Below are 22,803 nucleotides of genomic sequence, written 5' to 3'. Positions count from 1 at the left end.
TGAAGGAACAATCGCACATGGCCGTGATAACAGGCACTACGAGCAACGATGATCGTTTGGGGACAAGTGAGGCCGACAGCATTACCGGCCTGGCCGGAGATGACATTCTCGACGGCGGTGCGGGCCAGGATAAGGCTATCTATATGGGCAACGCCGGCGACTACCGCTTTGGCTGGAGCAACGGCCAGCTGACGGTCACCGACCTGAATGTCGCTGATGGCGATGAGGGTACCGATTACCTGCGCAATATCGAAAGCCTGCAATTCGCCGACAGGATTCTGAGCGTCAAGGCGGGCGGCGAAAGCCGGGTCAGTACGCTGACGCCGATGACTGTGGACAGTATCTCCATTACCGGACTGGCCGACGGTGGGTGGCTGGTGTCCATGCAGTCCTCTGATTCGGGCGATATTTTAATCCAACGTTACAGTGCAGCAGGCGAGAGGCTGGGCGATGAGATTACTGTCGCGCCTTTGAATTCGCTATACGCTCAGCAAAATTCCGATGTCGCCGGGCTGGCTGACGGTGGCTGGGTGGTTACCTGGTTCTACACTGGGGGGAGTGGTGACATCTATGCCCGGCGGTTCAGCGCGGCTGGTGATCCCATGGGCGATGAATGGCGCGTCAATACCCACACGGTTGAAAGCCAGGACAGCCCGGCTGTTACAGCACTGAATGACGGTGGTTGGCTGGTGGTATGGATGTCCCGGGACGTCGCTGGCAATAACTTCACGATCGAGTCCCAACGCTATAACGCAGCGGGCACGGCTGTGGGGGGGGAAACCCAGGTCAACACGACGACTGGGGATAATCAGATCGTACACGGCAGCTCTGACGTGACGGCCCTGAAGGACGGTGGCTGGCTGGTGACCTGGCATGCGACTCACCCGGGCGACAACCTCTTCGATATTTATGCCCAGCGTTACGATGCAACAGGTAACAGGGTAGGCAGCGAAACTCAGGTAAACACCAATACGCTGAATGACCAGTACTTTCCTGCGGTCACGGCCTTGAACGATGGTGGCTGGCTGGTGAGCTGGTCATCCTTCAGCGTAGCTGCCAATGGTAGCGATATCTACTTCCAGCGCTATAACGCCAATGGTCAGGCGGTCGGCGGTGAAACCCACGTCATAAACAGCCCTGACTATGCCACTCAGTCTCAGAGTTTCTCCGATGTAACGGCATTGGCTGATGGCGGCTGGGTGGTGACCTGGGAAGCGGGCGGCGCGCAGGATGGCAGCGATATGGCTATCTATTCACAGCGCTACAACGCCGCGGGCCAAACCGTCGGTGGCGAAACGCTGGTCAACACCACCACCGACGGCTATCAGGTTGTCGCCAAGGTCACGTCTCTGGAAGACGGCGGCTGGGCGGTGACTTGGGTGTCTCAAGGACAGTCCAGTCATGTCAATGACGGTATCCATGTCCAGCGCTTCAGTGCCGATGGCACCGCGGTACGGCTGGAGGTTACTGGCGGGAGCGCTGATGACACGCTGAACGGTCAGGGCAACATGCTGCTGGCCGGGGGCGCTGGCAATGATACTTATGCAGTGGGCGATAGCCTGATTCAACTTCGTGAAGAGCTGGGTGCCGGCACTGACACGGTCAAGTCGGCGGTGAGCTGGGTGCTGGGGGCCAACCTGGAGAACCTGACGCTTACCGGAACTTCGGCGATCAATGGCACCGGTAACGGCCTCGCCAACACGCTGACCGGTAACGCCGCCGCCAATACGCTCAACGGCGGTGCCGGCGCCGATGTGATGATCGGCGGCCTGGGCAATGACATCTACTACGTCGACCATGCCAGCGACGTGGTCAGCGAAACCTCCGCCACCGGCGGCGTCGACACCGTCGTTTCCAGCGTCAGCCGCACCCTCGGCAACTACCAGGAGAACCTGACCCTCACGGGCAGCGCGGCACTCACAGGCACCGGTAACGATCTCGCCAACACGCTGACCGGCAACGCCGCCACCAATCACCTCTACGGCGGTGCCGGCAATGACTTTTTGAATGGCGGCGCAGGCGTCGACAGGATGACGGGGGATGATGGTTCCGACATCTACTACGTCGACAACGCGGCTGACGTCGTGGTTGAAACCAATGCCACGGCCAGCACCGGCGGCAGCGACACGGTCTACAGCTTTCTCAACGCCTACACCCTCGGCGCCAACGTCGAGAACGGGCGCGTCCTCGCCACCGGGATCGCCGGCCTGACGGGTAACGGCCTCGACAACACCCTCTATGCCGGGGTCGGCAACAACGTCCTCAATGGTGGTACCGGCGTCGACACCGCCTCCTACCTCTATGCCGCCAGCGCAATCACCGCCAGCCTGGCCGTGACCACAGCCCAGGCCACCGGCGGCTCGGGCGCCGACACCCTGATCGCCATCGAAAACCTCACCGGCTCCAGCTACAACGACACGCTCACGGGTAACGCCGCCGCCAACCTGCTGAGCGGTGGCGCCGGAAACGATACGCTCGCCGGTGGTGCGGGCAATGACGTGTTGAATGGCGGCACTGGCGCCGACGGCATGACGGGCGGTGATGGCTCCGACATCTACTACGTTGAGAACGCCAGCGACGTCGTGGTTGAAACCAATGCCACGGCCAGCACCGGCGGCAGCGACACGGTCTACAGCTCTCTCGGCGCCTACACCCTCGGCGACAATGTCGAGAACGGTCGTATCCTCGCCACCGGGGTCGCCGCCCTCACGGGAAACGGCCTCAACAACATCCTCTATGCCGAAGTCGGCAACAACGTCCTCAATGGCGACACCGGTGTCGACACGGCGTCCTACCACTATGCCGGCAGTGCCGTCACCGTCAGTCTCGCCGTGACCACGGCCCAGGCCACCGGCGGCTCAGGCGCCGATACCCTGATCGCCATCGAAAACCTCACCGGTTCCAACTACAACGACACGCTCACGGGCAACGCCTCGGCTAACTTGTTGAGCGGTGGCAGCGGTAACGATACGCTCGACGGTGGGGCGGGCAATGACGTTCTGGATGGCGGCGCAGGCGTTGACAGGATGACGGGCGGCGATGGTTCCGACCTCTACTACGTCGACAACGCCGGCGACGTGGTTATCGAAACCAATGCCACGGCCAGCACCGGCGGCAGCGACACGGTCTACAGTTTTCTCAGTGCCTACACCCTCGGCGCCAATGTCGAATACGGTCGGGTCCTGGCCACCGGGGTCGCCGACCTGACAGGCAATAGCCTCAACAACACCCTCTATGCCGGGGCCGGCAACAACGTCCTCAATGGCAGCACCGGCGTCGACACCGCCTCCTACCTCTATGCCGGCAGCGCCGTCAGCGCCAGCCTGGCCGTGACCACGGCCCAGGCCACCGGTGGCTCAGGCTCAGACACCCTGCTGGGCATGGAAAACCTCACCGGTTCCAGCTACAACGACACCCTCACGGGCAACGCCGCCGCCAACCAGTTGAACGGCGGCGCCGGCAGTGACGTCCTGATCGGCGGGATGGGCAAGGATGTTCTCACCGGCGGCGCCGGCAACGACATCTTCGATTTCAACGCCCTCGCTGAAACGGGGCTGACCAGTGCCACCTGGGACATCATCAGCGACTTCGTCCAGGGAGCCGACAAGATCGACCTGTCGACGCTCGATGCCAACACGGCGACGGCCACCAATGAAGCCTTCACCTCAATCATCGGCAGTACCGCAGCCTTCAGTGCGGCTGGCCAGTTGAAGGTTTCAGGGGGCGTGCTCTACGGCAATACCGATGCCGACAGCGCCGCCGAGTTCGCTATCCAGATAGTCGGACTCAACAGCGCGACCACGGCGGACTTTATTCTTTAACGGGCGGATCCAGCATCTGACAGGGTGGCGCGTAGCGGTCACCCTTGATTTTCCAGATGCTCCAGGGCGAGTTGGTTTTCGTTGATCTTGAAAAGCCGGGAAGGGAGCCGGTCTGAGAAGCGGCTCAGGAATTTTTTTGCCGAAGGTTTTTTAGGGGATTGCGGAAATTGGCAAAAAAGATGCGCAAACGATGGGATCGCCGACGCAGCCTTGACCCAAACCCCAGAAACGACAAAGCCCTGAATAATCAGGGCTTTGTCGTATAAAGATGGCGGAGGCGATGGGATTCGAACTCATGGACCTGTTACAGTCGACGGTTTTCAAGTCCGAGATACAAGCGCCCGTAATTCGTGGTCTGTAGCTTGTTTTCGTTCTAATACGATCATTTTTTGGCTCCGCTGCAGGCCCCATTCTACAAGGGCCGGTTTCAGCGTTTTGTAACGCGTTTTTCCGCTATTTTGATGGCTTCGCCATGGCGCTGACGCGACGGTAAACATGTTCAGTTATGCCGCCCTTTGTATGCCCCCAAGAGAAGGCTCGCTTCTAAGCGTTCGCTCAGAAGCGAGCCTTCGACCTAAAGCTGCCACTCAACTTCGTGAGTGCTCCACGAAGACTGATCGAGATCAGCCAGAATGCTTGGCAGCATCACTTGCCTTTTTCATAGGGTGAAGGCATCTTGATATCAATGTCGCGACAGGGATGCGTTGGAGCTGTTGGTCTCTGCGAGTTGTCCCGCCAACCCAGTATTGAGTACGGATAGATGAGCATCCTCGAAGAAGACCGGAAGGAACTGCAGTCCGCGAAGAATTTGCTAGAGAACCCGGGTTTCGCTGCAAAGGTGACGAGCGTTATTGGTATGCCCATTGAGATCGCTTTAGAACACTTGCCCGAAAGTGTCACTAAAAGAATTGGAAGCATCACTAGCTCAGCGTTAGAGAAGGCTCTCGATGCTGCGGTTTTTACTATGAAGGATGTGCCTGGTGAGGAGTCCTCTAACATCTGGCACAAGGCAGGCGTAGCCGTTAGCGGAGGAGTCGGGGGCTTTTTCGGCTTCGCCGGGCTAAGTGCGGAGTTGCCCATCTCAACTTCAATAATGCTTCGATCCATTGCAGATATCGCAAGGAGTCATGGAGAGCGCGTTGAAACCGACGAAGCGAAGCAAGCTTGCCTTACTGTCTTTGCGCTCGGCGGTAAATCAACGGAAGATGATGATTCAGAAACTGGTTATTACACAGTGCGTGCAGCTTTGGCGAAGCATATGTCGGATGGCTCAGTACTTAAGTTGATCGCTACCATTGCAGAGCGTTTCGGCTTCCAAGTCGGTGAGAAAGTCGCTGCACAAGCTGTACCGGTGATAGGAGCAGCGGGCGGTGCCATCATTAACCTGGCATTCATCGATCATTTCCAAGACATGGCGCGCGGGCACTTCATTGTTAGAAAGCTAGAAAGGCGGTACGGACAGGAGCTGATCCAGCAGATATACGGGGACCTTCCAAAGCGTGGGTAACAAGGCCATCGCAGTCTTCGCACCATCCTTAGCGCTACTGCCGCCCCGATCTGGACCGAGGAAAAAAGTGAATCAAGCACAATACCTAGCCAACTCGGTTGCAGCCTTCCGTGATTGGCTTGCTCAACGGCTTTGTGGTCAACCAATTAGTTTCGCAGTACCTGGTGCTGTTGCGTACCCCGATTTGCCAAGTGCACTTGCCACCTACCGCTGGCCGCGCCGAGCAAGAAATGGTCTGCCAAATCCACACCTCAGCCTGCCACACGTTCACCCGGTGGTGCCAAGACTTGCTGCCCATAGTTCCCTTGCTACCAATGAGGCCGTTTTGCAAACCATCCAGCGCCAGATGCGTACCGCCTACGCGGCAGGTCCGACCAGCGCAAACCAGCTCTCGGGCGCCGTTGCTGCTGTCCTCTATTGGGGCGGTGTCTATACGAAGCGAGGCAACTTGGGTTGGCTTTCTGCTAACCAAGCCAACCTGTTGGTAATCCTACAAACAGTGGTTAATGATCATGCCCGAGGGAGTGATACGAGCGCTGTCACCAATCTCCGGTTTAACTCTGGTATGACAAAGGTTTATTCGCTTTTGATCGATGGCTTCATCATATACGACAGTCGAGTAGCAGCGGCTCTAGCGTGGTTGGCTAAAAGATGGTGGACTATCGATTGTGGCCAGCCGGCGTTAACCCTACCTTCACTCCTGCGATTCGCCTGCCTTCCAGCAAATGGGGCGATGGCACGTTACCGCAACCCCGACCTAGCATTGTTCCCATTGCTTGCTGTGAACCCCTACGAGCACTACACCTGGAACGTTAGGACCAATTGGCTGTTGGCGGACTCGTTACGAGTAGCCGGCAATAGCAATCTGTTTGGCTCGCTGCGAGAGGTGGAAGCGGCGCTTTTCCAGATGGGCGATCGCGTGATTTAGCACCAAAAGCAGCCATTGCGACGACGAGATATAGCTGGCCTCCGACGTCAAGAGAAACGCCAGGGTCATCTTGATGAACTCAGCGTCTTGCAATACGTTTTCCGTTATTTTGACGGCTTCGCAATGGCGCCGACGCGACGGTAAACGCGTTCAGTTATGTCACCCTTGGTATGCCCCAAGAGCAGGCTTGCCTCTCCGATGTCAGTAATTTCCGACGCGGCTTTTGGCCTGATGTCCCGAAACTGAAAGCTGCTGATTCTTCCAGCAAGCAGTGTGTCGCCAGTCTCGATCGCTTCATTCTTGGCCTTTTCCCGGGCCTTATCCCAGCGGTCGCGAAGCATCTTGGCAGTCATACGCTTCCCACGCGCACTCACAATCAGGTAACTCGAAACGTGCTGAGCGTTACGCTCTGCGATTTTTGCGATCAGCATGCCCAGGCTGTTTGCCGAGCCGCTGGCAGTTATCTGGATACGCAGCTTCTTGTGTGTTTTGTTCTGCTGCACCATTAAATACCCCCCTTCGATATCATCTTTACGCATGACCAGGACGTCGGCCGGCCGCTGCCCTGTCAGGTAGGCAAGGTCCATCGCATCTTTCAGCTCTTGAGCTGCTTTCTTATAAACAGCATCCCAAACCACATCGTTCGCGTAATAGTCTCGAGGCGTCTCCTTGTTCTTCCGTACACCCTGGCAGGGATTTTCTTTGGAGGTCAGACCCCATTCACGCGCCATATTGAATACATGTGAGAGCGTGGCTATCTCACGGTTGGCCCGAACCTTTGCAGTTCGAGCGTCCCGATACCCGGCGATCGTGGCAGGTGTGATTGAGTCGATGGGGGCATTGTCGAAAAGTGGACGCAGCTGTTTGATCTCTGAAAGGTTGTCTCTCTGCGTGCGGGCCGCCTTCTTCGGGACGATGTCGCGGACATAGCGGTCAAAGATCCCTTTCATAGTCCGCAAGTCCAGTGGTATTTCCTTGGCTTCGAGTTCCGCCCACTTGAGCCTAGCTTTGTCGAGATCCTTGCCCAGTGGGATCGCCTTTCCTGTGGAGTCCAGGTAGTAATAGGCGATCCAGGTTTTCCCGCTCTTTCTTGGTCGCGTCCATTGATACATCCGGGGCGGTAAATGGCGGGTTGCGGTTTTGCGGGGGCGCATATCAGTTCACTCGCGAGAAGTCGGGCGTCCATGCGGGCGCGGCTGGCGATGGAGTGGGGGTAATATTGGTTGGTGTGATCACGCCGAGCTTCATCCGGGCGTACATCCTTCCCACCAATGGGCGTTTGCCACGACTTTCGACATAGAGCCATTGGCGATCATCCAACCAGCGACGTTGGTAGGCCCTGGCCTTGTAGCCAGTGATATTCGCTAGCTCTTCGTCCGAAAGGATTTCAGTTTCCATGATTGATCTCCCCGGCGCGTCGCTTGATGCCGTCGGTCGGGCGCTGCTCAATGCATTTATGGTGGTTGGCGGGCTCGACAGACCCGATCAACTGGCTATCGGATTCATTGGGCACTAATCTCGCGACTAATGGGGGCGTATACCCCACAGCAGGCTGCGCGGGCGGGCGACTTTGAGCGATTAGCGTTGCATTAGGATGCCCTGCCTCGCGCAGCTTTTCGTGGGGTATAAGTGTCTCGACAGTGGTGCTGACAGGCTTAGTAATGCCTGCTGCTGCGCAGCAGAGACTCTTTGTTTCTTGTGCGTTGACCATGCCGACGTTGCGGAGCAAAGCGGTAGAGGCTTCGGTGGTGTGCTGTTCGCTCTTTATGCCGCTTTCCACCGATGTTCGATCGCCAGTTGGTCCATCAGTCGCTGATGGTCGGTGGCCCTCGGCACGGCCATCGATCAAGCCGCCTCGATAACCGACCCAGTAGAGAAGGGTGGCGCCCAATATGAGACTGAGCGGTGCGCAGATTTGTATTGCGGTCATGTGGTGTGCTCCTGGTGGTTTTGTTTGACTGGTGGTGACAGCCCTTTCGGTTTACTCGGTTGGTTCATCCTGCGGTCGCGGCATCTCCGAATCCGCCTTGTAAGCGCGGATGTCGATCAGTGAGGCGACGTGCCGGATGTGTGCGTACTTCGGTGCCTTGCGACTGGTGTCCAACGTGGTGATGGGAAGCTGGATTCGGCCGCTGTTGATCTCCGTGACAAACGACTGCTCGTTGAGGTTGCGGAAGTATTGTTCGCGCACTTTCTCTAGCGGAATTAGCACGTCGCCGAAGATGCGGTAGAGCAGCTCTACGGTTGCTGCTTCGGGGGCCGGTTGCAGTCGGAGCGGCGTTTGGGCTGTGTTAGTCATGGGCTTGCTGAGCCTCCTTGCGTTGTATTCTTGCCGGATGGTTCCAGGCGTTCAGGCAGTGGCGTCTGGTCAGCTCGCGCAGATGTGCAGGTACTTCGAGGAGCGCGGCGTTGCGCTCCTCGCGTGTCCGCATGGCGATGATCTGGCGGGCGTATTCCCTAGGCCACGTCACGGCGGTCTGCCGGGATGGCGGGCAGTTCAAGCCCTAGTTGCTCTGCCAACCAGCGGATGCCGACCTGTCTGACCCTGGTCGACTGGCTGTACTGCAGGCCGTACCTTTCGTGAAACCACTGGCCGTCCTTGACCCGCAGGTACTCGCGGTCGCGGGTGGGGTAGGCCGGCAATCTGCGTTTGTTAAGCAGACTTTTTTCCTGCATCAGGGTAATCAGCCGTGGCCGGGTCAGGCCGAGCTCGGTTGCGGCTTGAGCGAGGGTGCGTTCCATGGTGTCGTCCTCATGCAGCGTGCGCGGCAGGAGTTGCCGCTGCAGTGAGGTGGTTGATGGACTCGGTGACCTTGCTGTAGATCTCGACATCGGTGCCGCACACGGTAAAGCACCGGGTGTGTGGGCTTTTATTGCCAATGCACAAAATGGCGGTGACGCCGGGGCGTGTATGGGTGCGATGCAGAGCCACGTGCAAGGGGAGGTCGAAGCCCATGTCGAGGCTCAGCATGCCACCGGTGCGCACCAGCTCGAACACGCGCTGCTTGTCCTGGACTTCAAAGCGGCCGTATTCGCGATCTGCATGGGGACGGTGCACCAGATCGCCGGTGATGCTCGGGTCGAGCGGGCCGTTTGCAATTTCTTCGATGAAGTCGGCCAGCTTGAGGTGCATCTTCTTTTCGTTGTTTAAGGTCAGCGTGTGGCGTTCGTTGCCCAGTTCAACGACGAAGACGGTTTCGGTGGTGCCGCGTTCTACCTTGAGGCGGAACGCCAAGGCTTTACGCTTTGGTGCAGACCTCAGTACGTGGTTGAAGGTCTCGCTCAAATTGACCTGGGCGTTGAGTAACTGCAGGGTGCGGTTGTCGAGATTGAATTTGTTCATGCCGCGTGCCCTCCGCCATTCGGGCTGGATGGGGCGGGCGCTACACCGGCTTTCTGCTTTGGTTTGGTGGTGACAAACGAGCAGCTGCATTCGCGGGCCAATCGGCGAATCTCGAAGATGCGAAAGGGGTCAGTAGCGGTCGGATGGACGTGCAGGGTTGCTGTGGTGTGCATGATTTTGCCTCGCTCTGTGGTGGAAGAGTGAGGCAAATATCGGATGAGGTGGGATTTTTGTCAACTGACGGTTGATATTTTTTCGAGCGATCAAAGCATCATGCTTAAGTCGGCTTTCAATGATTCCAAAATCCGAGCTTTCTGAGTCGCTGACCTTGATTCTATGAATGCGGTCATTTTGCTAACTAGATCGGCGTCATCTACGAAGTTGTCGTCCATATTAAAATTTTGGTGGAAATATCTATTAAGTTTGCACATGACAATCGTATTTCCTCCTTTGGTTGTCTTGTCAATGTATTGATAACCAAATCGCATTAAGTGGTCATCCCACTCGTCATAATGAGGGTGGACAATTAAAAATGCGTTAGAACTAGTTGGGTAACGAATTCGTTGTCTGCCGCTGGTAAGCGGGGATAAAGTGTCAGGAACTTCATTTAGTACTTCTTGACTTCTCTTTATTTCGTTGCAGTCAGCGCAAATGACACATAGGTTTTTAGCTTCAAATATAAAATCTCTATATAAAGATTTTGCAACAATGTGTTCGATGTGTGCGTTGTTTGCGGACCTCACCGATACCGTATTCTTGCAATATGCACATAGCCCTTGTTGTTCATCGCGATAATATGCTCTAACGTGGGATCGGAATTCAAGTAGGTCGTCACATCCCCATTGATTGTGAGTAAAGCTAGGGTCGTTAATTTTTTGTTGTATGGTTAATGTGAGGGGCGCGTCACACGTTACTGGGTTAGTAATGAGGGGCATAATATTCACACATTTCTGAAACAGTATTAATCAACCCCAGTAATGGATCTTTTGCTTCGATTTTATCAATAAAGCTAGTTAGCTTGTTAAGTTCTATTAGGTCTTTGCTAGTGACCTCTTTGTTTGATTTTACTCGAGACATTAATCCAAATGCCATCCGAACAAGATATTCGTTCATAGCTCCTGGAGTGTCGAACAATTCCGCTAGTTGATAGTCAGCGGATCTATCCATGTAATCTGCTGCGCTATATATGGTATGTTTTGTTAATGATGTTATGTAGCAGTTTCGTTGGTCAAGTTTTGCTATTATTTGGGGGGAGTGCGTTGCAATGAAAAAATTGCACCCTGTGTAAGTCGAAAAAACCTCAATTAGCAAACTCATAAATTTTTCTTGCCATTGCGGGTGTAAACTAATTTCTGGCTCGTCAATAAAAATTTGTGAGTAGTCGGTAATGTGGCCAGCTATACCTAACATTATTACAAGCATGCACTGTTCGCCTGAGCTAGCGCGACGAAGGGACATTTCCATTTCTATGTGCATTTTAAAAAGCTTTAAATCCATCAGCTTTATTAGTTCGTACTTTAATAACGTTAACGTTGCATTTAAAATCTGATGGTTGGCACCATGCTCAAAATCAAAGGCGTAATGCCAGTGATTGGTGTAACTGGCACGAAGTCTAAAATGTCCTCTACGGTCACTGAATTCAGAAAATATGTATAAGGCGTTACGGATTTCATCTAGAGAGTAGGGGTCTAAGTCTCTAATTATATAGTGGAGTTTTCGATCGAGTTTCACTCCGAGCATCTTTTCAATGTCTAACTCATCAGCATCCTGGGAGTCGAATATTGATCGTTGCGATGCTGCTTCGTTGTGGTTGAATCGAAACATAGGTTTGAATATGAATTCAAGACTAGGTTCAAATCCCAAAACTTCGAATATTTTCGCTAGTCTATCGAAGCCTTGACTATTGAGAAGTTTGTCTAGAAGTCCGATTGCGGCAGAGGAGATTAATGAGATAGAACTTGAATTTGAAAATGTTCCTCTCATGCCGATATAGTGGTAGTTAAAGCTTTCCTGGAATCGCCTATTTGTTTTGCTTGGAAGTTTGAAGGTGTCAAACGGGCTTGTAGAAACTGTAATTACTTTGGGTTGGTTGGCGAGAAGTTTATTTTCATATGCATAGTCAGCGACATTAGTTGGGGTGCTAATGGTTTTCTCTATTAAGGAGCCCGATAGGCCGCTAAGTAATCGGCTTTTTCCAACTCCATTGCTTCCGATAAGTACAGTAAAGCTGTTAAAGTTTGGATTGTAATCATTTGGGATGATTAGCTGTATTCCATTGTACGAAAACGGTACTCTATCCATGTTGTAAGCTTCCAGCTATTTAGGTAATAGAATTACTCTGGTATAAAAGATCCCACAACTTTCCCGCATATATGGGTTTCCTCAGTTATTAGTATTATAGGGTATTGAGGGTTTATTGGTTTCAAGAACTGTCGTCCGGCATCTTCCACAAGGACCTTGAACGTAGCTTCATTAGTACGTGGCAACCTAGCGATCACACGATCCCCTGTCTTGGTTTCCGCCTCTGGATCGACAAAAATGATACAGCCGGTAGGGTAGCTACGCCCCGGCCCAGGATTTGTCATTGAGTCCCCTAGGACTTTGAGTGCGTATCCGTGGTTGCTAATAGGAACAGGGCACGAAAGCCATGAATCGGCATCATACGACTCAAAATTTGAAATCGCCTCGCACCATGCCCCTGCTTGAACCCAAGAAATCAACGGAACCTTTCCAAACCGCCGATTAATTTCGCTGACGTTGCTCTCATCTCCGGCAACAAGCGGGCGTACATTGGTTTCGCCGGTTAATTCCTTAGGCAGCACGCCGTATTCCAGCCACTCCCTTCGTACCTTCAACCACGAGCACAGTGTAACCATACTGTCCGCTTCGGCTATTGCCTCGCCGTTGAGCCATTTGCTAATTGCTTGCGTGGTCTTTTCGACCCCTAAGCTCTTCAACTGACGATGGATGTCCACGCCACGACCCCGGCTGCGTACGCCGGCATCGTCGAGGGCTTCGTGTAAGCGCGAGCTGAAAGCGGCGCGTAATGCATTTTTATCAACCATAGGTTGAGAGTGCCACGGAGCTTGCGCAATAGTCAGTTGAGGTTTAATATCAACCAGAAGTTGATAAAAGGAGGTTGCCATGTTGGACCCCGCAGATTTTCCGAATGCAGTTGCGTTCGCTTTTGAAGCAGTAGGTGGCATTGGGGCCGCCGCTAAGGTTTGCGATAGGAGTTATCAGGCGCTCAACAAGTGGCGTCAGGCGGCCAGTCTTCCGCGAACGGACTACACAGGTGAAACCAGATACGCGGTGCTATTGGCGACCGCTGCAAAGCAAAAAGGTAATTCGTTTGAGGCCACCTGGTTGCTCAATGAATCGGCACTGCACAAAGCTGCTGCATAGCATAGCTAGAAAAAAGGCGACCCAAGGGCCGCCCAGTTCCTCCTGGCACACACCACCACAGTGCTGCCGGGGCACGGTAAAGGTAGGCGGGCACACCACATGCGAACCGTCGACCGTTACCGCGATTTCCAAGGCACGGATGCCTTGGTGTTGCTGCCTTTTCCACCACAGATAGAGCAGCTGTTGCGCCTGGGGTGAACAATGGATTGTTCGCCCCGGCACGGTGCCGGTGTCGATCCTGTAGATCTAGCCGGCGTTTGGGCCCTTTCAAGCCACGCGGCAAATGTATCACCACTGCATGTCGCGCGGCACTGGCAACTTCAAGGATTAATGCCATGAGCCGAATCGCTCTGAGTTGTATCGAACGGGCGCAGCGGGAAGTCCTGCCGCTCGATCTAGCGCTTTACCATGCTGCCCGGGATTACCCAGGTGGCGCCGCTGCAATTGCCGTCACCACCGGCAGAAACCCCACCACGCTGCAACACAAACTTTCACCCACCCATCCCAGCCACTCTGTGAACATCCAGGAGTTTGGCGAAATTCTCGAACTGACCAAGGATCGCCGCATTCTCGATGCAGTGCATGCGTTGGTCGGCGACACGACTTGGCAGGAGTTGGCCGAGGCTTATACCAACGACATGCCTGAGACGTTGACTACGGGCATTGCAGAGTACTTCAGACAGGTCGCGGATCTGGCTGATACCTGGGCCAAGAGCATTGGCGACGGTGTAGTGACGGATCGTGAACTGGCCGAGATTCGCCTGCAGGTGTTTCGCGGCATTCAAGGGCTTCTGGGGATGTTCAACCGAGCCACGTACGTCAATCAGACAACGCGGGTGGCTGACCATGGCTGATATTGCTGATTTTGCGAATGACCTGGTTCAGGACCATCTTGATCAAGCCCTCGCTGCACGCAACGCCGCCAAGCCTGTGTTGGCGGCGCATTCTTTCCTGTTTTGCGTAAGTTGCGACGATCCGATACCGGAGGCTCGCCGGCTTGCCCTATTGGGTTGCGATCTGTGTGTTGTTTGCCAGTCCGTTGTTGAATCGAGGGAGGCCCGCCATGCTCGATGAAGTATTGGGGCAATTCGCAGATTACGGCCTCGAGCCTGAGCAACCGTTGGTATTCGGCAAATTGACCCGCTGCAAAACCTCCCAGGACAAGGGCAAGGAAAAGAACGGCTGGTATGTAGTCCATGAGCACCGGACCGAGAAAAACGAAACGCTGATCTTCGGCAGCTTCGGTGACTGGCGTTCCGGCGAGACCCAGAAAATTAAGGTAAAGGCTGGACGTATGAGCCCCGAAGAGCGCGAGGTTATGCGCGCTCGTCAGGAAGAGGCAAAGCGCAAGGCTACTGAGATCGCAGCCAACGCTGCACGTCGAGCGGCCAACCGTGCTACAGGTCTGTTCAAACGCATGCCTGAGAAGGGCAAAAGTGCTTATCTGGATCGAAAGCAGATTGTCGGCTTCAAGGTTCGTTATGCGCCCCGTACCGGCGCATTTTTAGTGCCTATGTGTAACGTGCGGGATCAGATTGTCGGTCTGCAGGTGATTTTTCCGGAAAAGCAAGACGACACCGGGCGCGACAAGGCTTACTGGCCTTACGGCATGTCGAAAGAGGGTGCCTTCCATTTGATTGGCCCGCACCCTGAACCCGGTGAGCCGGTGCTGGTGTGTGAGGGCTACGCCACGGGTGCCAGCTTGCACATGGCGACGTCGCTGACGGTCGCAATCGCGTTCGACGCGGGCAACTTACTCCCTGTCTCCAAGGCCATGCGCGAGCGTTTCCCCGGTTGTCCGCTGATTCTCTGTCGGGACGATGATTGGAAAACCAAGCGCCCCAATGGTGAGCCTTGGAATCCCGGGGAAGAGAAAGCCAGCAACGCAGCGTTGATCGTCGGTGGTCAGGTGGTCGCACCTGTCTTCTCGGGTGAGCGTGAGACCAAGTGGACCGACTTCAACGACCTGCACGTTGCCGAAGGTTTGGAGGCTGTCCGTCGCCAGGTGTTGGCGGTGGTCAAGCCTCCTGCAGCTGGTGGCTGGAAGGATCAACTGGCCCGCACCGAAAACGGCTCCCTGATTGCGCACATGCAGAATGTCGAGCTGATCCTGGGAAATGACGAGCGCTGGGCCGGCGTGATCGGTTACAGCGTGTTCAGCTCCAAGATCGTCAAACTGCGGTCCGCACCCTTTGGTGGCGGTGCCGGGGATTGGGCCGACATCGATGACATGCGGGTGATGAAATGGCTCGCGCAGCAGTACAACTTGCGAGTGAAAGCGTCCCATGTGATCGAGGCGGTCAGCGTGGTTGCCCACGATCATTCTTTTCACCCGGTGCGCGAGTACCTGGAGAAGCTGGAGTGGGACCGGGTGCCCCGGCTGGAAAGCTGGTTGACCGATGTGCTGGGCGTCCAGGCCAGCGAGTATTCCGCCAAGGTCGGCAAGCGTTGGCCGATCTCTGCGGTGGCTCGGGTGATGCGCCCAGGCTGCAAGGCCGACTCGGTGATGATCCTCGAAGGCGGGCAGGGTGAAGGTAAGTCCACGGCCATGGGCATTCTTGGCGGCGAGTGGTTTATGGACACGCCTTTTGCCCTCGGCGACAAGGACAGCTTTCAGGCAATTCGCGGCAAATGGATTGTCGAGCTGGGGGAGCTGGACAGTTTCAACAAGGCTGAGAGCACCAAGGCCAAGCAGTTCTTCTCGGCGTCCACCGACACCTATCGCGAGAGCTACGGCCGCAGAACAAACGATGTGCCACGCCAGTGTGTGTTCGTGGGTACCACCAACCAAGAGGAATACCTTAAGGACGCCACCGGCAACCGCCGTTACTGGCCGGTGTTCTGCAACAAGGTCGACCTGGAACAACTGCGCGAGATCCGTGACCAGCTGTGGGCTGAAGCGGTGTTCTGCTTCGAGGCTGGCGATATCTGGTGGGTGACGAAGGATGAGTCATGGATGTTCGCCGAAGCACAGGATGAGCGCTTTGTTGTGGACGAGTGGGAAGGGCCGATTCTGACCTGGTTGGAGGAGTCGCAGATCGGCGAAACCGCCACCGGCAACGAGATCTTGACCCAGGCTCTCAAACTGGATTTTGGTCATTGGGGTAAGCCTGAACAAATGCGAGTCGGCGCGATCATGCACCGGCTGGGCTGGCGGAAGAAGCGTATGCCGGCGTTGGCAAAAAGCGGTGTCCGACAGTGGGCCTATCAGAAGCCTGCAACGTGGGCGCGTGCGGCTGCATTGCAGCAGGCGGTGGTAGAGGAGCCTTGCTTTGATTAAGCGAATCGATGAAATGCTTAAGCTCTGGGCGCAGGATCTGCATTCGCCAATTCCTGAAACTTATGGTGGTGCGAGCGGAGGCAACATGATTGCCATGTTGATGGAGTGCAAGGGCGAGCTGATACGTGGCACTCGGGGTAGTCGGGTGCTGTTGGACGAATCGGCGGATATTGAGCTGATCGTCAACAAGCACCTGGCGCCAGAGCTTGCCTTGGTGGTGATGGAGCACTACTGCAACCACGAAAGCTTTCTCTCACAGAAGATGTTGCACTGCGGATGCAGCGCGCCGACCTACTACCGCCGGCTGCATGATGCCCATGTGAGCATCGATGGCTTGCTGATGGGGAAGGCTGCATGACCCCTAGCGTCACTCCGGTTGTTGTTGTCCTACTGTCCGGCCTTGTCCGACTGCCGTTTAAGGTAGTCGGACAAGTGCAGGCCGCGCCGTTGCTGGCCTGTCCTACTGTCCAACCTTTGCCCGCACCATGCACACGTAAGCATAGCGGGCACGTAGTCGCGCCCATGGCGCGCACGCGTGCTTTTAGCTTTCTGTCTATACACAAGGAAAAGTTAAATAAGGTAGGACAGTAGGTCAGAGCCCCGAATTTAGGCGCCTGTAGCTGTCCCACTTCGATTTTGAGTAGTGGGACAGGTAGGACAGGGCAACAGAAGCGATAGCCGAGGTGATGTATTCACCGACATTCGCTAGACGTTCACCCTGCGTTACCCACTTATTCACCGGGTGGCATTAAAGTAGGGTTGCTGCCATGAGAATCCACCTGTAAAAAGTACCCATCTTCGATAGGTGCGACCGCAGAGAGCGGCAGGCACCACACACCAAACCCGGCCATTGCGCCGGGTTTTTGCGTTTATGGAGTAGGGCGATGACGAACGAGCAGCAAGCGCTGGCAGAGATGCCAATCTGGTTAGTGATCGTCCTGGCCCTGGTCGGTGGCGTGTCGGGCGAGATGTGGCGAGCGGACAAGGATGGAGCACGAGGCTGGGTGTTGTTACGACGCCTGGCCCTTCGGTCCGGTGCCTGTATCGTCTGCGGCGTGTCGGCCATGATGTTGATGATCGGCGCCGGCATGACGATCTGGACAGCAGGGGCCTTGGGTTGCCTGACTGCCATGGCCGGGGCTGATGTCGCCATCGGGCTGTACGAGCGATGGGCCGCCAAGCGTCTGGGCGTTAACGAGTCGTCCGCCACTGGCGGCGAACCAGGGCAATGATGCGGCTTGAGATGCGCGACAACATCGACAAGATCGTGAAGGGCCTGCGAGGGCTCAGCCGCAACAAGGTGCCAACTGCTGCGGCCAAGGCGTTGACCTTCACCGCCGAACGGGTGCAGATCGCAGAGAAGGAAGAGATTGCCCGGGTGTTTGATCGTCCTACCCGCTGGACGTTGAACTCGATCTATAAGCGAAGTGCCACAGCCACCCGGTTGTTCGCCCGCGTGTGGGTCAAGGATGAGGCCAGTTCGGGTGTTGCGGCATCGAAGTACTTGCCGGTGCATATGGACGGCGGCAATCGTCCGCACAAGCGCTTCGAGAAAGCGCTGATCCACTATGGCCTGATGCCGGCTGATATGTACGCGGTACCGGGCAGGCGCGCTCGAATGGATGGCAACGGCAACATCAGTCGTGGGCAGATCGTGCAGATACTCTCCGCCCTCGGTGCTGCCGAACGTGTATCGGGCTTCATGGCTAACCGCACGGCTCGCAGTAAACGCCGCAATCGCAATGCCCCTGACTACTTTGCGGGTCGCCCGGGCAACGGCACCGGCCCTTTGGGTATTTGGCAGCGTATCGGCAACGGTGCGCGGCCCATCCTGATCTTCGTTAAGCGTCCGACCTATCGTCGTCGCTTCGACTTCTACGGTGTGGCCAACCGCGTCGCCGCTGCCGAGTTCGAACCGCTGTTTCGCCGGGCATTGGCCCGCGAGATGGCTCGCGACTGAGGGCTTCGTCGATTCTTCAGCGTTTTCGCCCTGGGTTGGTGCGGTTCAGGCACGGGGCGGGGCCTCTTCCCTGTTTTCAATGGGTCCTTCCGGCGACCTGAGAGATTGGGGTAATTCGAACCCCGATCTTTTTGCAGATTCAACCCGACATAGGGGGTTCCGCTTCCTGTCCAGTCCTAGGAGATGACCATGCCAACACAGCGCGAGATAGCCGATCACCTGGACATGAGCGAGCGCAATGCCCGCGATGTGTTGAAGGGGTTGGGCATCAGTGACTGGCAGGCTGCCAGCCTGGACGAGATCCGGACAGCGTACATCCGCGACCTGCGCAACAAGGCGGCGGGGCGCGGAGGCAGCCAGTTGGAAGAACTCAACGCCGTGCGGATTGACGAAGGGCGGGTCAAGGCGGCGAACGGGCGTCTGCTGTATCACGAGAAATTGCGGTCGCTGATCCCCAGCATGGAAGCGGAGCGAGTGCTGTCCGACTGGTCAGCCTTTGCCAACCGGGAATACCTGGGCGGCGTTGAACGATTAATTCAGGAAATCGAGAACGTGCAGAAACTCACGGTTGATCGATCTGTGGTGGCCAAAGTTGCTGGACCTACAACCGAGCGAATTGCAGGCTACGCGCGAAAACTTGGCGCAGAGCTTGTTGGCAGCAGCGGGGAAATTCAACCCGCCGCGTGATGTGCCCACGGCGGAGTACTTGAGCACGGAGTTTTACTTGCCCGCCGAAAGCGGTGTGCTGCACGGCCTGTACGACTTCCACTACACGCCGTACTTTCTCGGTGTTGCCGCGGCGCTGGATGATCCGCGCGTCAGCGAAGTGGACCTGATGAAAGCCGCGCAGATCGGCTGGACCTGGTTCCTGATCGGGTACCTGTTCAAGTTTGTCCAGTTCCTGCCCCGGCCGATCATGATCCTGTTTGCCAAGGAAAAGGACGGGAAGAACTTCCACGATGAGAAGCTAAAGCACGGCGTGATGGCGAACAGCGAGGTCAATCGGTTGATGCCGGTCGACACCAGCCGGTCCTCCGGCAACCGCTGGGACCATAAGAGCTTCCCGGGCGGCTTCCTCAAATTGGTGGCATCGAATTCCCCCGGCAACGTGAAGTCGACCTCATCCGTGGGACTGTCGGTGGTCGAAGAGCCGGACGATACCAGTGATGACGTGAAGGGGCAGGGCGATGCGATCGCTCTGCTGGAAGAACGTGGGAAACGCTACCCGGGTTCGAAAATGCTGGTCGGTGGAACCCCAGCGATCAAAGGCGCGAGCAAGACCGAAGCGCGCCTGGCACAGACCGATTGCCGAGTGCTGCCGATTGTCTGTCATACCTGCGGCCAGGCTCATGTGCTGGACTTCGCCCATATCAAATACCTGGACATCAATGAGGGGGTCGAGCCGCACGAAATATATGGTCGTGCGGATCCCGACACAGCCGGCTACGCCTGCCCACATTGCGGAGAAATCTGGGACGACTACCAGCGCAAAGAGAACATCCGCAACACGGTGTTCAACGCCGTCGAGGCGGGTGATCCATTATGCGGTTGGGTAGCGACCAAACCCTTTGCCGGCCGTGCCGGGTTCATCGAACTGAACGAACTCTATGCGTGCCTGCCTGGTACCAGCCTGGCGAACATCGTGCGCGAGCAGCTCAACGCCGAGCACCAGGCCGCCATGGGCAACCTGTCGCTGCTGATCAAGTTCGTCAACCAGAAACAGGGTCGCGCCTACGAGTACAAATCGGATCTCCCCGAAGCCGACAAGCTGTCGGAGCGGGCCGAGGATTACCCGGAGCTGTTCGTGCCCATGGGTGGGCTGGTGATCACCGCAGGTGTCGACGTGCAGCACGATCGCCTGGCGGTCGTTCTTCGCGCCTGGGGCCGTGGCGAGGAGTCATGGTTGCTCTACTGGGGTGAGATCTACGGCGAAGTGGTGTTGCCAGGGCAGGGCGTTTGGCTGGACCTGGAAAAGCTGCTGTTCTCGCCGATCACCCATGCCTGCGGTGCGAAGCTGAAAGTCCTGGCGGTCTCGCTGGACACCTCGGACGGCACCGTTACACAAGATGCAGCCTATGCGTTTTGCCGTAAGCATCAGCAACGCGGCGTGATGGCAATCAAGGGGGCCAGCGAGCGAGGCAACAGCCGGGATGATGAACGAAAAGAAATCTTCAGTGCACCTCGTCAGGGGGTGGACACCGACAAAGAGCAAAAGGCCTCGAAGTACGGCCTGCGTCCATACATCGTCGGTACGTCCCGGGCCAAGGATCTGTGGATTGAGGGGCGACTGCCGCTGACTGGAGACGGTCCAGGTCGGATGCACTTCTACAAGACAGTGCGTCCCGACTACTTCAGGCAGATCACCGCCGAAGTGAAAGCCCCCAGCCGGCGGCACCACTACCGCAAGGTCTGGCAGAAAAAGGCGGGCGAGCCAAACGAAGCCACGGACTGCGAAACCTACGCTCTGCATGCGGCCCGTTCGCTGAAAACGCACCTGCTCAATGAACACGACTGGGCGGCGCTGGATGCTCAGATCCGCCAAGGCGGTTTGTTTGATTCGCCACCACCGGAATCGGACATCGAGCCGGATTCGGATCCCGCACCGGCGCCGGAAAACCCGGTACCGAAACCATCCGCTGAACCCAACGAGCTCCCGCCTTCTGGCGGGAGAGTTGTTTCTGGGCGCCGCACTGCTATGCGCGTGCTCTCTCAACGCAGGAATTAATCTATGGCCATCACCCTGGAACAGGCGCAAAGCCAGCTTCAAGCCTGGCTCGACGCAAGCATGAAGGTCAGCCAGAAGCAGAGCTACCGCATCGGCACCCGTCAGCTGAACTACGCCGACGCGGCAGAGATCACCAAGATGATCGATTACTGGCAGCTCCAGGTGGATCGACTGGCCAGCGGTCGCCCTCGCGGCATTGTCTTGCGCGGGATCACGCCGTTATGAGTCGTTCGCTCAAGGCTCCCGAGCCCACGTTGCTGGATCGGGCAATCAGTTGGTTTAGCCCCGAGAGCGGCGCCAAGCGTATGCAGGCGCGTATGACGATGACGGCAATGGGGGGTTACAGCGGCGCCTCAAAACGCAAGCGCTCCCTTAGTGCCTGGAATCCATCGGCCGGAAGTGCAGCTGCAGATCTGCTGCCGGATCTGCCGACTCTTCGGGAACGATGCCGCGACCTGGAGCGCAATAACCCCATCGGTGGTGGCGCGATCAACACGGTGGTGACCAAAACGGTCGGTACCGGACTGGCGCTGAAGTCTGTGGTTAACCGTCAGATCCTCGGTTGGGATGAGGACACCGCGCGTGATTGGCAGCGCAACACCGAGTCGCTGTTCAAGTCATGGGCCGAAACCACGGCGTGCGACATCACCCGCGAACAGAACTTTTACGGCTTGCAGGATCTGGCGTGGCGTTCGGTGTTGAGCAGCGGTGATGTCTTTCCGTTGTTGACCCACAAAGAGCGCCCGGGTCAGCACTACTCGGCCTGCATCCAACTGATCGAAGGCGATCGGGTGTGTAACCCGGACAACAAGGCCGATACCGAAACTCTGACCGCCGGAATCGAGCGTGATGCCGATGGGGAGCCGATCAAGGCTCACATCCTACGCAGCCACCCGGGTGCACTGGGTGTGAGAGAGCGGAAGTGGGATGAGCGACCCTTCTTCAATGAACGGGGTGGTCGGGCGCTGCTGCATTTGTATCGGCGCAAACGTGTCGGTCAGCCTCGCGGAGTACCGTACCTGGCACCGGTGATCGAGAAGCTCAAGCAACTTGATCGCTACACCGATGCAGAGCTGGAAGCCGCCGTGGTGTCGGCGTTCTTCGCGGTGTTCATCAAGCCCGGGCCTGGCGGGGATCTCAGCCCGTTGGCCTCCGCTGCGACCGGCAACACGCCGGTTGGCGGTGATCGTCCTGCAGATCGTGCGGACGGTGGCTGGGATGGCACGCTTAGCGGCGGCATTGTCGCCGAGCTGGATCAAGGCGCATCGATAGATTCGGCCGCGCCCGGGCGTCCGAACCTGGCGTTCGATCCGTTTGTATTGGCGATGTTGCGCCAGATCGGCATGGCGTTGGAGTTGCCGTATGAAGTGCTGATCAAACACTTCACCGCCAGCTACACCGCCGCGCGTGCCGCCGTAATGGAAGCCTGGCAGTTCATCCGCGGCTGTCGTGATTTTCTGGGCAACGATTTCTGTCAGCCGGTGTACGAGCACTGGCTGGAGGAGGCCGTTGCCCAAGGTGACGTCGATGCCCCCGGTTTTTTCGACCATCCGTTGTTGCGGTATGCCTACTGCGGCTCGATTTGGGTCGGCGATGGTCCGGGTACGGTGGATCCGCTCAAGGACATCAACGCGGCCAAGGCGCGTGTCGATCTTGGCGTCAGCACGCTGGCCAAGGAATCAATGCTCTACGACGGCAGCGACTGGGAAGAAAACCACGAACAGCGCGCGCTGGAAGTAAAACGTCGAATGGAAGACGGCCTATCTGCCACGCCGGCCTCTCAACCTGAAGACCAGTTGCCGCAAAACCCCGATTTACCCGAACGGACCTGACC

At 56.7% G+C, this 22,803-nt stretch carries 22 protein-coding genes; 14 read left to right on the top strand and 8 right to left on the bottom strand.

The features are described from left to right. The first annotated feature begins 17 nt into the window (after positions 1 to 17). The 3 genes from QMK54_RS17865 to QMK54_RS17855 all read left to right on the top strand — a co-directional run bounded on the left by QMK54_RS17865 (position 18) and on the right by QMK54_RS17855 (position 6,256). Positions 18 to 3,821: a M10 family metallopeptidase C-terminal domain-containing protein gene (locus QMK54_RS17865; protein WP_320401017.1), complete on the top strand. Its 3,804-nt coding sequence runs from the start codon at positions 18 to 20 to the stop codon at positions 3,819 to 3,821. Between the two features lie 760 nt (positions 3,822 to 4,581). Beyond that, positions 4,582 to 5,328, top strand: coding sequence for an EcsC family protein (locus tag QMK54_RS17860; RefSeq protein WP_320401016.1), 747 nt, complete (start codon positions 4,582 to 4,584; stop codon positions 5,326 to 5,328). A 67-nt stretch (positions 5,329 to 5,395) separates the two neighbouring features. Next, the gene (locus QMK54_RS17855; RefSeq protein WP_320401015.1) at positions 5,396 to 6,256 is read left to right on the top strand and encodes a hypothetical protein; all 861 of its coding nucleotides are present in this window, start codon (positions 5,396 to 5,398) and stop codon (positions 6,254 to 6,256) included. Positions 6,257 to 6,360: 104 nt separating this feature from the next. Here the strand turns inward: QMK54_RS17855 and QMK54_RS17850 are convergent, their stop codons facing one another. The 8 genes from QMK54_RS17850 to QMK54_RS17815 form a co-directional block, all read right to left on the bottom strand. Continuing rightward, a complete protein-coding gene (locus QMK54_RS17850) occupies positions 6,361 to 7,410 on the bottom strand; it encodes a tyrosine-type recombinase/integrase (protein ID WP_320401014.1) in 1,050 nt (349 codons plus the stop codon). Position 7,411: 1 nt separating this feature from the next. Then, the gene (locus QMK54_RS17845; protein ID WP_320401013.1) at positions 7,412 to 7,654 is read right to left on the bottom strand and encodes a DUF4224 domain-containing protein; all 243 of its coding nucleotides are present in this window, start codon (positions 7,652 to 7,654) and stop codon (positions 7,412 to 7,414) included. Then, positions 7,644 to 8,186 carry a hypothetical protein gene (locus QMK54_RS17840; protein ID WP_320401012.1) on the bottom strand — a complete coding sequence of 181 codons (543 nt, stop codon included), beginning with the start codon at positions 8,184 to 8,186 and terminating at the stop codon, positions 7,644 to 7,646. Before QMK54_RS17840 ends, QMK54_RS17845 begins: the two co-directional genes overlap by 11 nt. Positions 8,187 to 8,237: 51 nt before the next feature. Further along, the gene (locus QMK54_RS17835; RefSeq protein ID WP_320401011.1) at positions 8,238 to 8,555 is read right to left on the bottom strand and encodes a pyocin activator PrtN family protein; all 318 of its coding nucleotides are present in this window, start codon (positions 8,553 to 8,555) and stop codon (positions 8,238 to 8,240) included. 158 nt (positions 8,556 to 8,713) lie between these two features. Continuing rightward, a complete protein-coding gene (locus tag QMK54_RS17830) occupies positions 8,714 to 8,998 on the bottom strand; it encodes a phage antirepressor KilAC domain-containing protein (RefSeq protein ID WP_320401010.1) in 285 nt (94 codons plus the stop codon). A gap of 10 nt (positions 8,999 to 9,008) precedes the next feature. Beyond that, positions 9,009 to 9,599 carry a hypothetical protein gene (locus tag QMK54_RS17825; protein ID WP_320401009.1) on the bottom strand — a complete coding sequence of 197 codons (591 nt, stop codon included), beginning with the start codon at positions 9,597 to 9,599 and terminating at the stop codon, positions 9,009 to 9,011. 918 nt (positions 9,600 to 10,517) lie between these two features. Further along, complete coding sequence (locus QMK54_RS17820) at positions 10,518 to 11,900, bottom strand: AAA family ATPase (RefSeq protein ID WP_320401008.1); 1,383 nt, start codon at positions 11,898 to 11,900, stop codon at positions 10,518 to 10,520. Positions 11,901 to 11,932: 32 nt separating this feature from the next. After that, the gene (locus tag QMK54_RS17815) at positions 11,933 to 12,664 is read right to left on the bottom strand and encodes a S24 family peptidase (protein WP_320402926.1); all 732 of its coding nucleotides are present in this window, start codon (positions 12,662 to 12,664) and stop codon (positions 11,933 to 11,935) included. Between the two features lie 79 nt (positions 12,665 to 12,743). Here QMK54_RS17815 and QMK54_RS17810 point away from each other — a divergent pair, with 79 nt between their 5' ends. The 11 genes from QMK54_RS17810 to QMK54_RS17760 all read left to right on the top strand — a co-directional run bounded on the left by QMK54_RS17810 (position 12,744) and on the right by QMK54_RS17760 (position 22,801). Next, positions 12,744 to 13,004: a hypothetical protein gene (locus QMK54_RS17810; protein ID WP_320401007.1), complete on the top strand. Its 261-nt coding sequence runs from the start codon at positions 12,744 to 12,746 to the stop codon at positions 13,002 to 13,004. Between the two features lie 335 nt (positions 13,005 to 13,339). After that, positions 13,340 to 13,858, top strand: coding sequence for a phage regulatory CII family protein (locus tag QMK54_RS17805; protein WP_320401006.1), 519 nt, complete (start codon positions 13,340 to 13,342; stop codon positions 13,856 to 13,858). Beyond that, positions 13,851 to 14,078, top strand: coding sequence for a TraR/DksA family transcriptional regulator (locus QMK54_RS17800; protein WP_320401005.1), 228 nt, complete (start codon positions 13,851 to 13,853; stop codon positions 14,076 to 14,078). The genes QMK54_RS17805 and QMK54_RS17800 overlap by 8 nt, the downstream gene beginning before the upstream one ends. Continuing rightward, a complete protein-coding gene (locus tag QMK54_RS17795; RefSeq protein ID WP_320401004.1) occupies positions 14,068 to 16,284 on the top strand; it encodes a VapE domain-containing protein in 2,217 nt (738 codons plus the stop codon). The genes QMK54_RS17800 and QMK54_RS17795 overlap by 11 nt, the downstream gene beginning before the upstream one ends. After that, on the top strand, positions 16,277 to 16,642 hold the full coding sequence (locus QMK54_RS17790) for a hypothetical protein (RefSeq protein WP_218495633.1): 366 nt from the start codon (positions 16,277 to 16,279) through the stop codon (positions 16,640 to 16,642). The genes QMK54_RS17795 and QMK54_RS17790 overlap by 8 nt, the downstream gene beginning before the upstream one ends. A gap of 526 nt (positions 16,643 to 17,168) precedes the next feature. Then, a complete protein-coding gene (locus tag QMK54_RS17785) occupies positions 17,169 to 17,516 on the top strand; it encodes a phage holin family protein (protein WP_320401003.1) in 348 nt (115 codons plus the stop codon). Further along, positions 17,513 to 18,244 (top strand): hypothetical protein, encoded by a 732-nt coding sequence (locus tag QMK54_RS17780; RefSeq protein ID WP_320401002.1) that lies wholly within the window; start codon positions 17,513 to 17,515, stop codon positions 18,242 to 18,244. The genes QMK54_RS17785 and QMK54_RS17780 overlap by 4 nt, the downstream gene beginning before the upstream one ends. A gap of 189 nt (positions 18,245 to 18,433) precedes the next feature. Beyond that, positions 18,434 to 18,931, top strand: coding sequence for a hypothetical protein (locus QMK54_RS17775; protein WP_103393064.1), 498 nt, complete (start codon positions 18,434 to 18,436; stop codon positions 18,929 to 18,931). A gap of 37 nt (positions 18,932 to 18,968) precedes the next feature. Then, the gene (locus QMK54_RS17770) at positions 18,969 to 20,969 is read left to right on the top strand and encodes a phage terminase large subunit family protein (protein ID WP_320401001.1); all 2,001 of its coding nucleotides are present in this window, start codon (positions 18,969 to 18,971) and stop codon (positions 20,967 to 20,969) included. A gap of 3 nt (positions 20,970 to 20,972) precedes the next feature. Then, positions 20,973 to 21,194: a DUF6148 family protein gene (locus tag QMK54_RS17765; protein WP_103393066.1), complete on the top strand. Its 222-nt coding sequence runs from the start codon at positions 20,973 to 20,975 to the stop codon at positions 21,192 to 21,194. Next, the gene (locus QMK54_RS17760; RefSeq protein ID WP_320401000.1) at positions 21,191 to 22,801 is read left to right on the top strand and encodes a phage portal protein; all 1,611 of its coding nucleotides are present in this window, start codon (positions 21,191 to 21,193) and stop codon (positions 22,799 to 22,801) included. The genes QMK54_RS17765 and QMK54_RS17760 overlap by 4 nt, the downstream gene beginning before the upstream one ends. Positions 22,802 to 22,803: the final 2 nt, after the last annotated feature.

The sequence above is a fragment of the Pseudomonas sp. P5_109 genome (genome assembly GCF_034009455.1).
Taxonomy (GTDB): Bacteria; Pseudomonadota; Gammaproteobacteria; order Pseudomonadales; family Pseudomonadaceae; genus Aquipseudomonas.
This window is presented reverse-complemented; position numbering and strand designations above follow the sequence as displayed.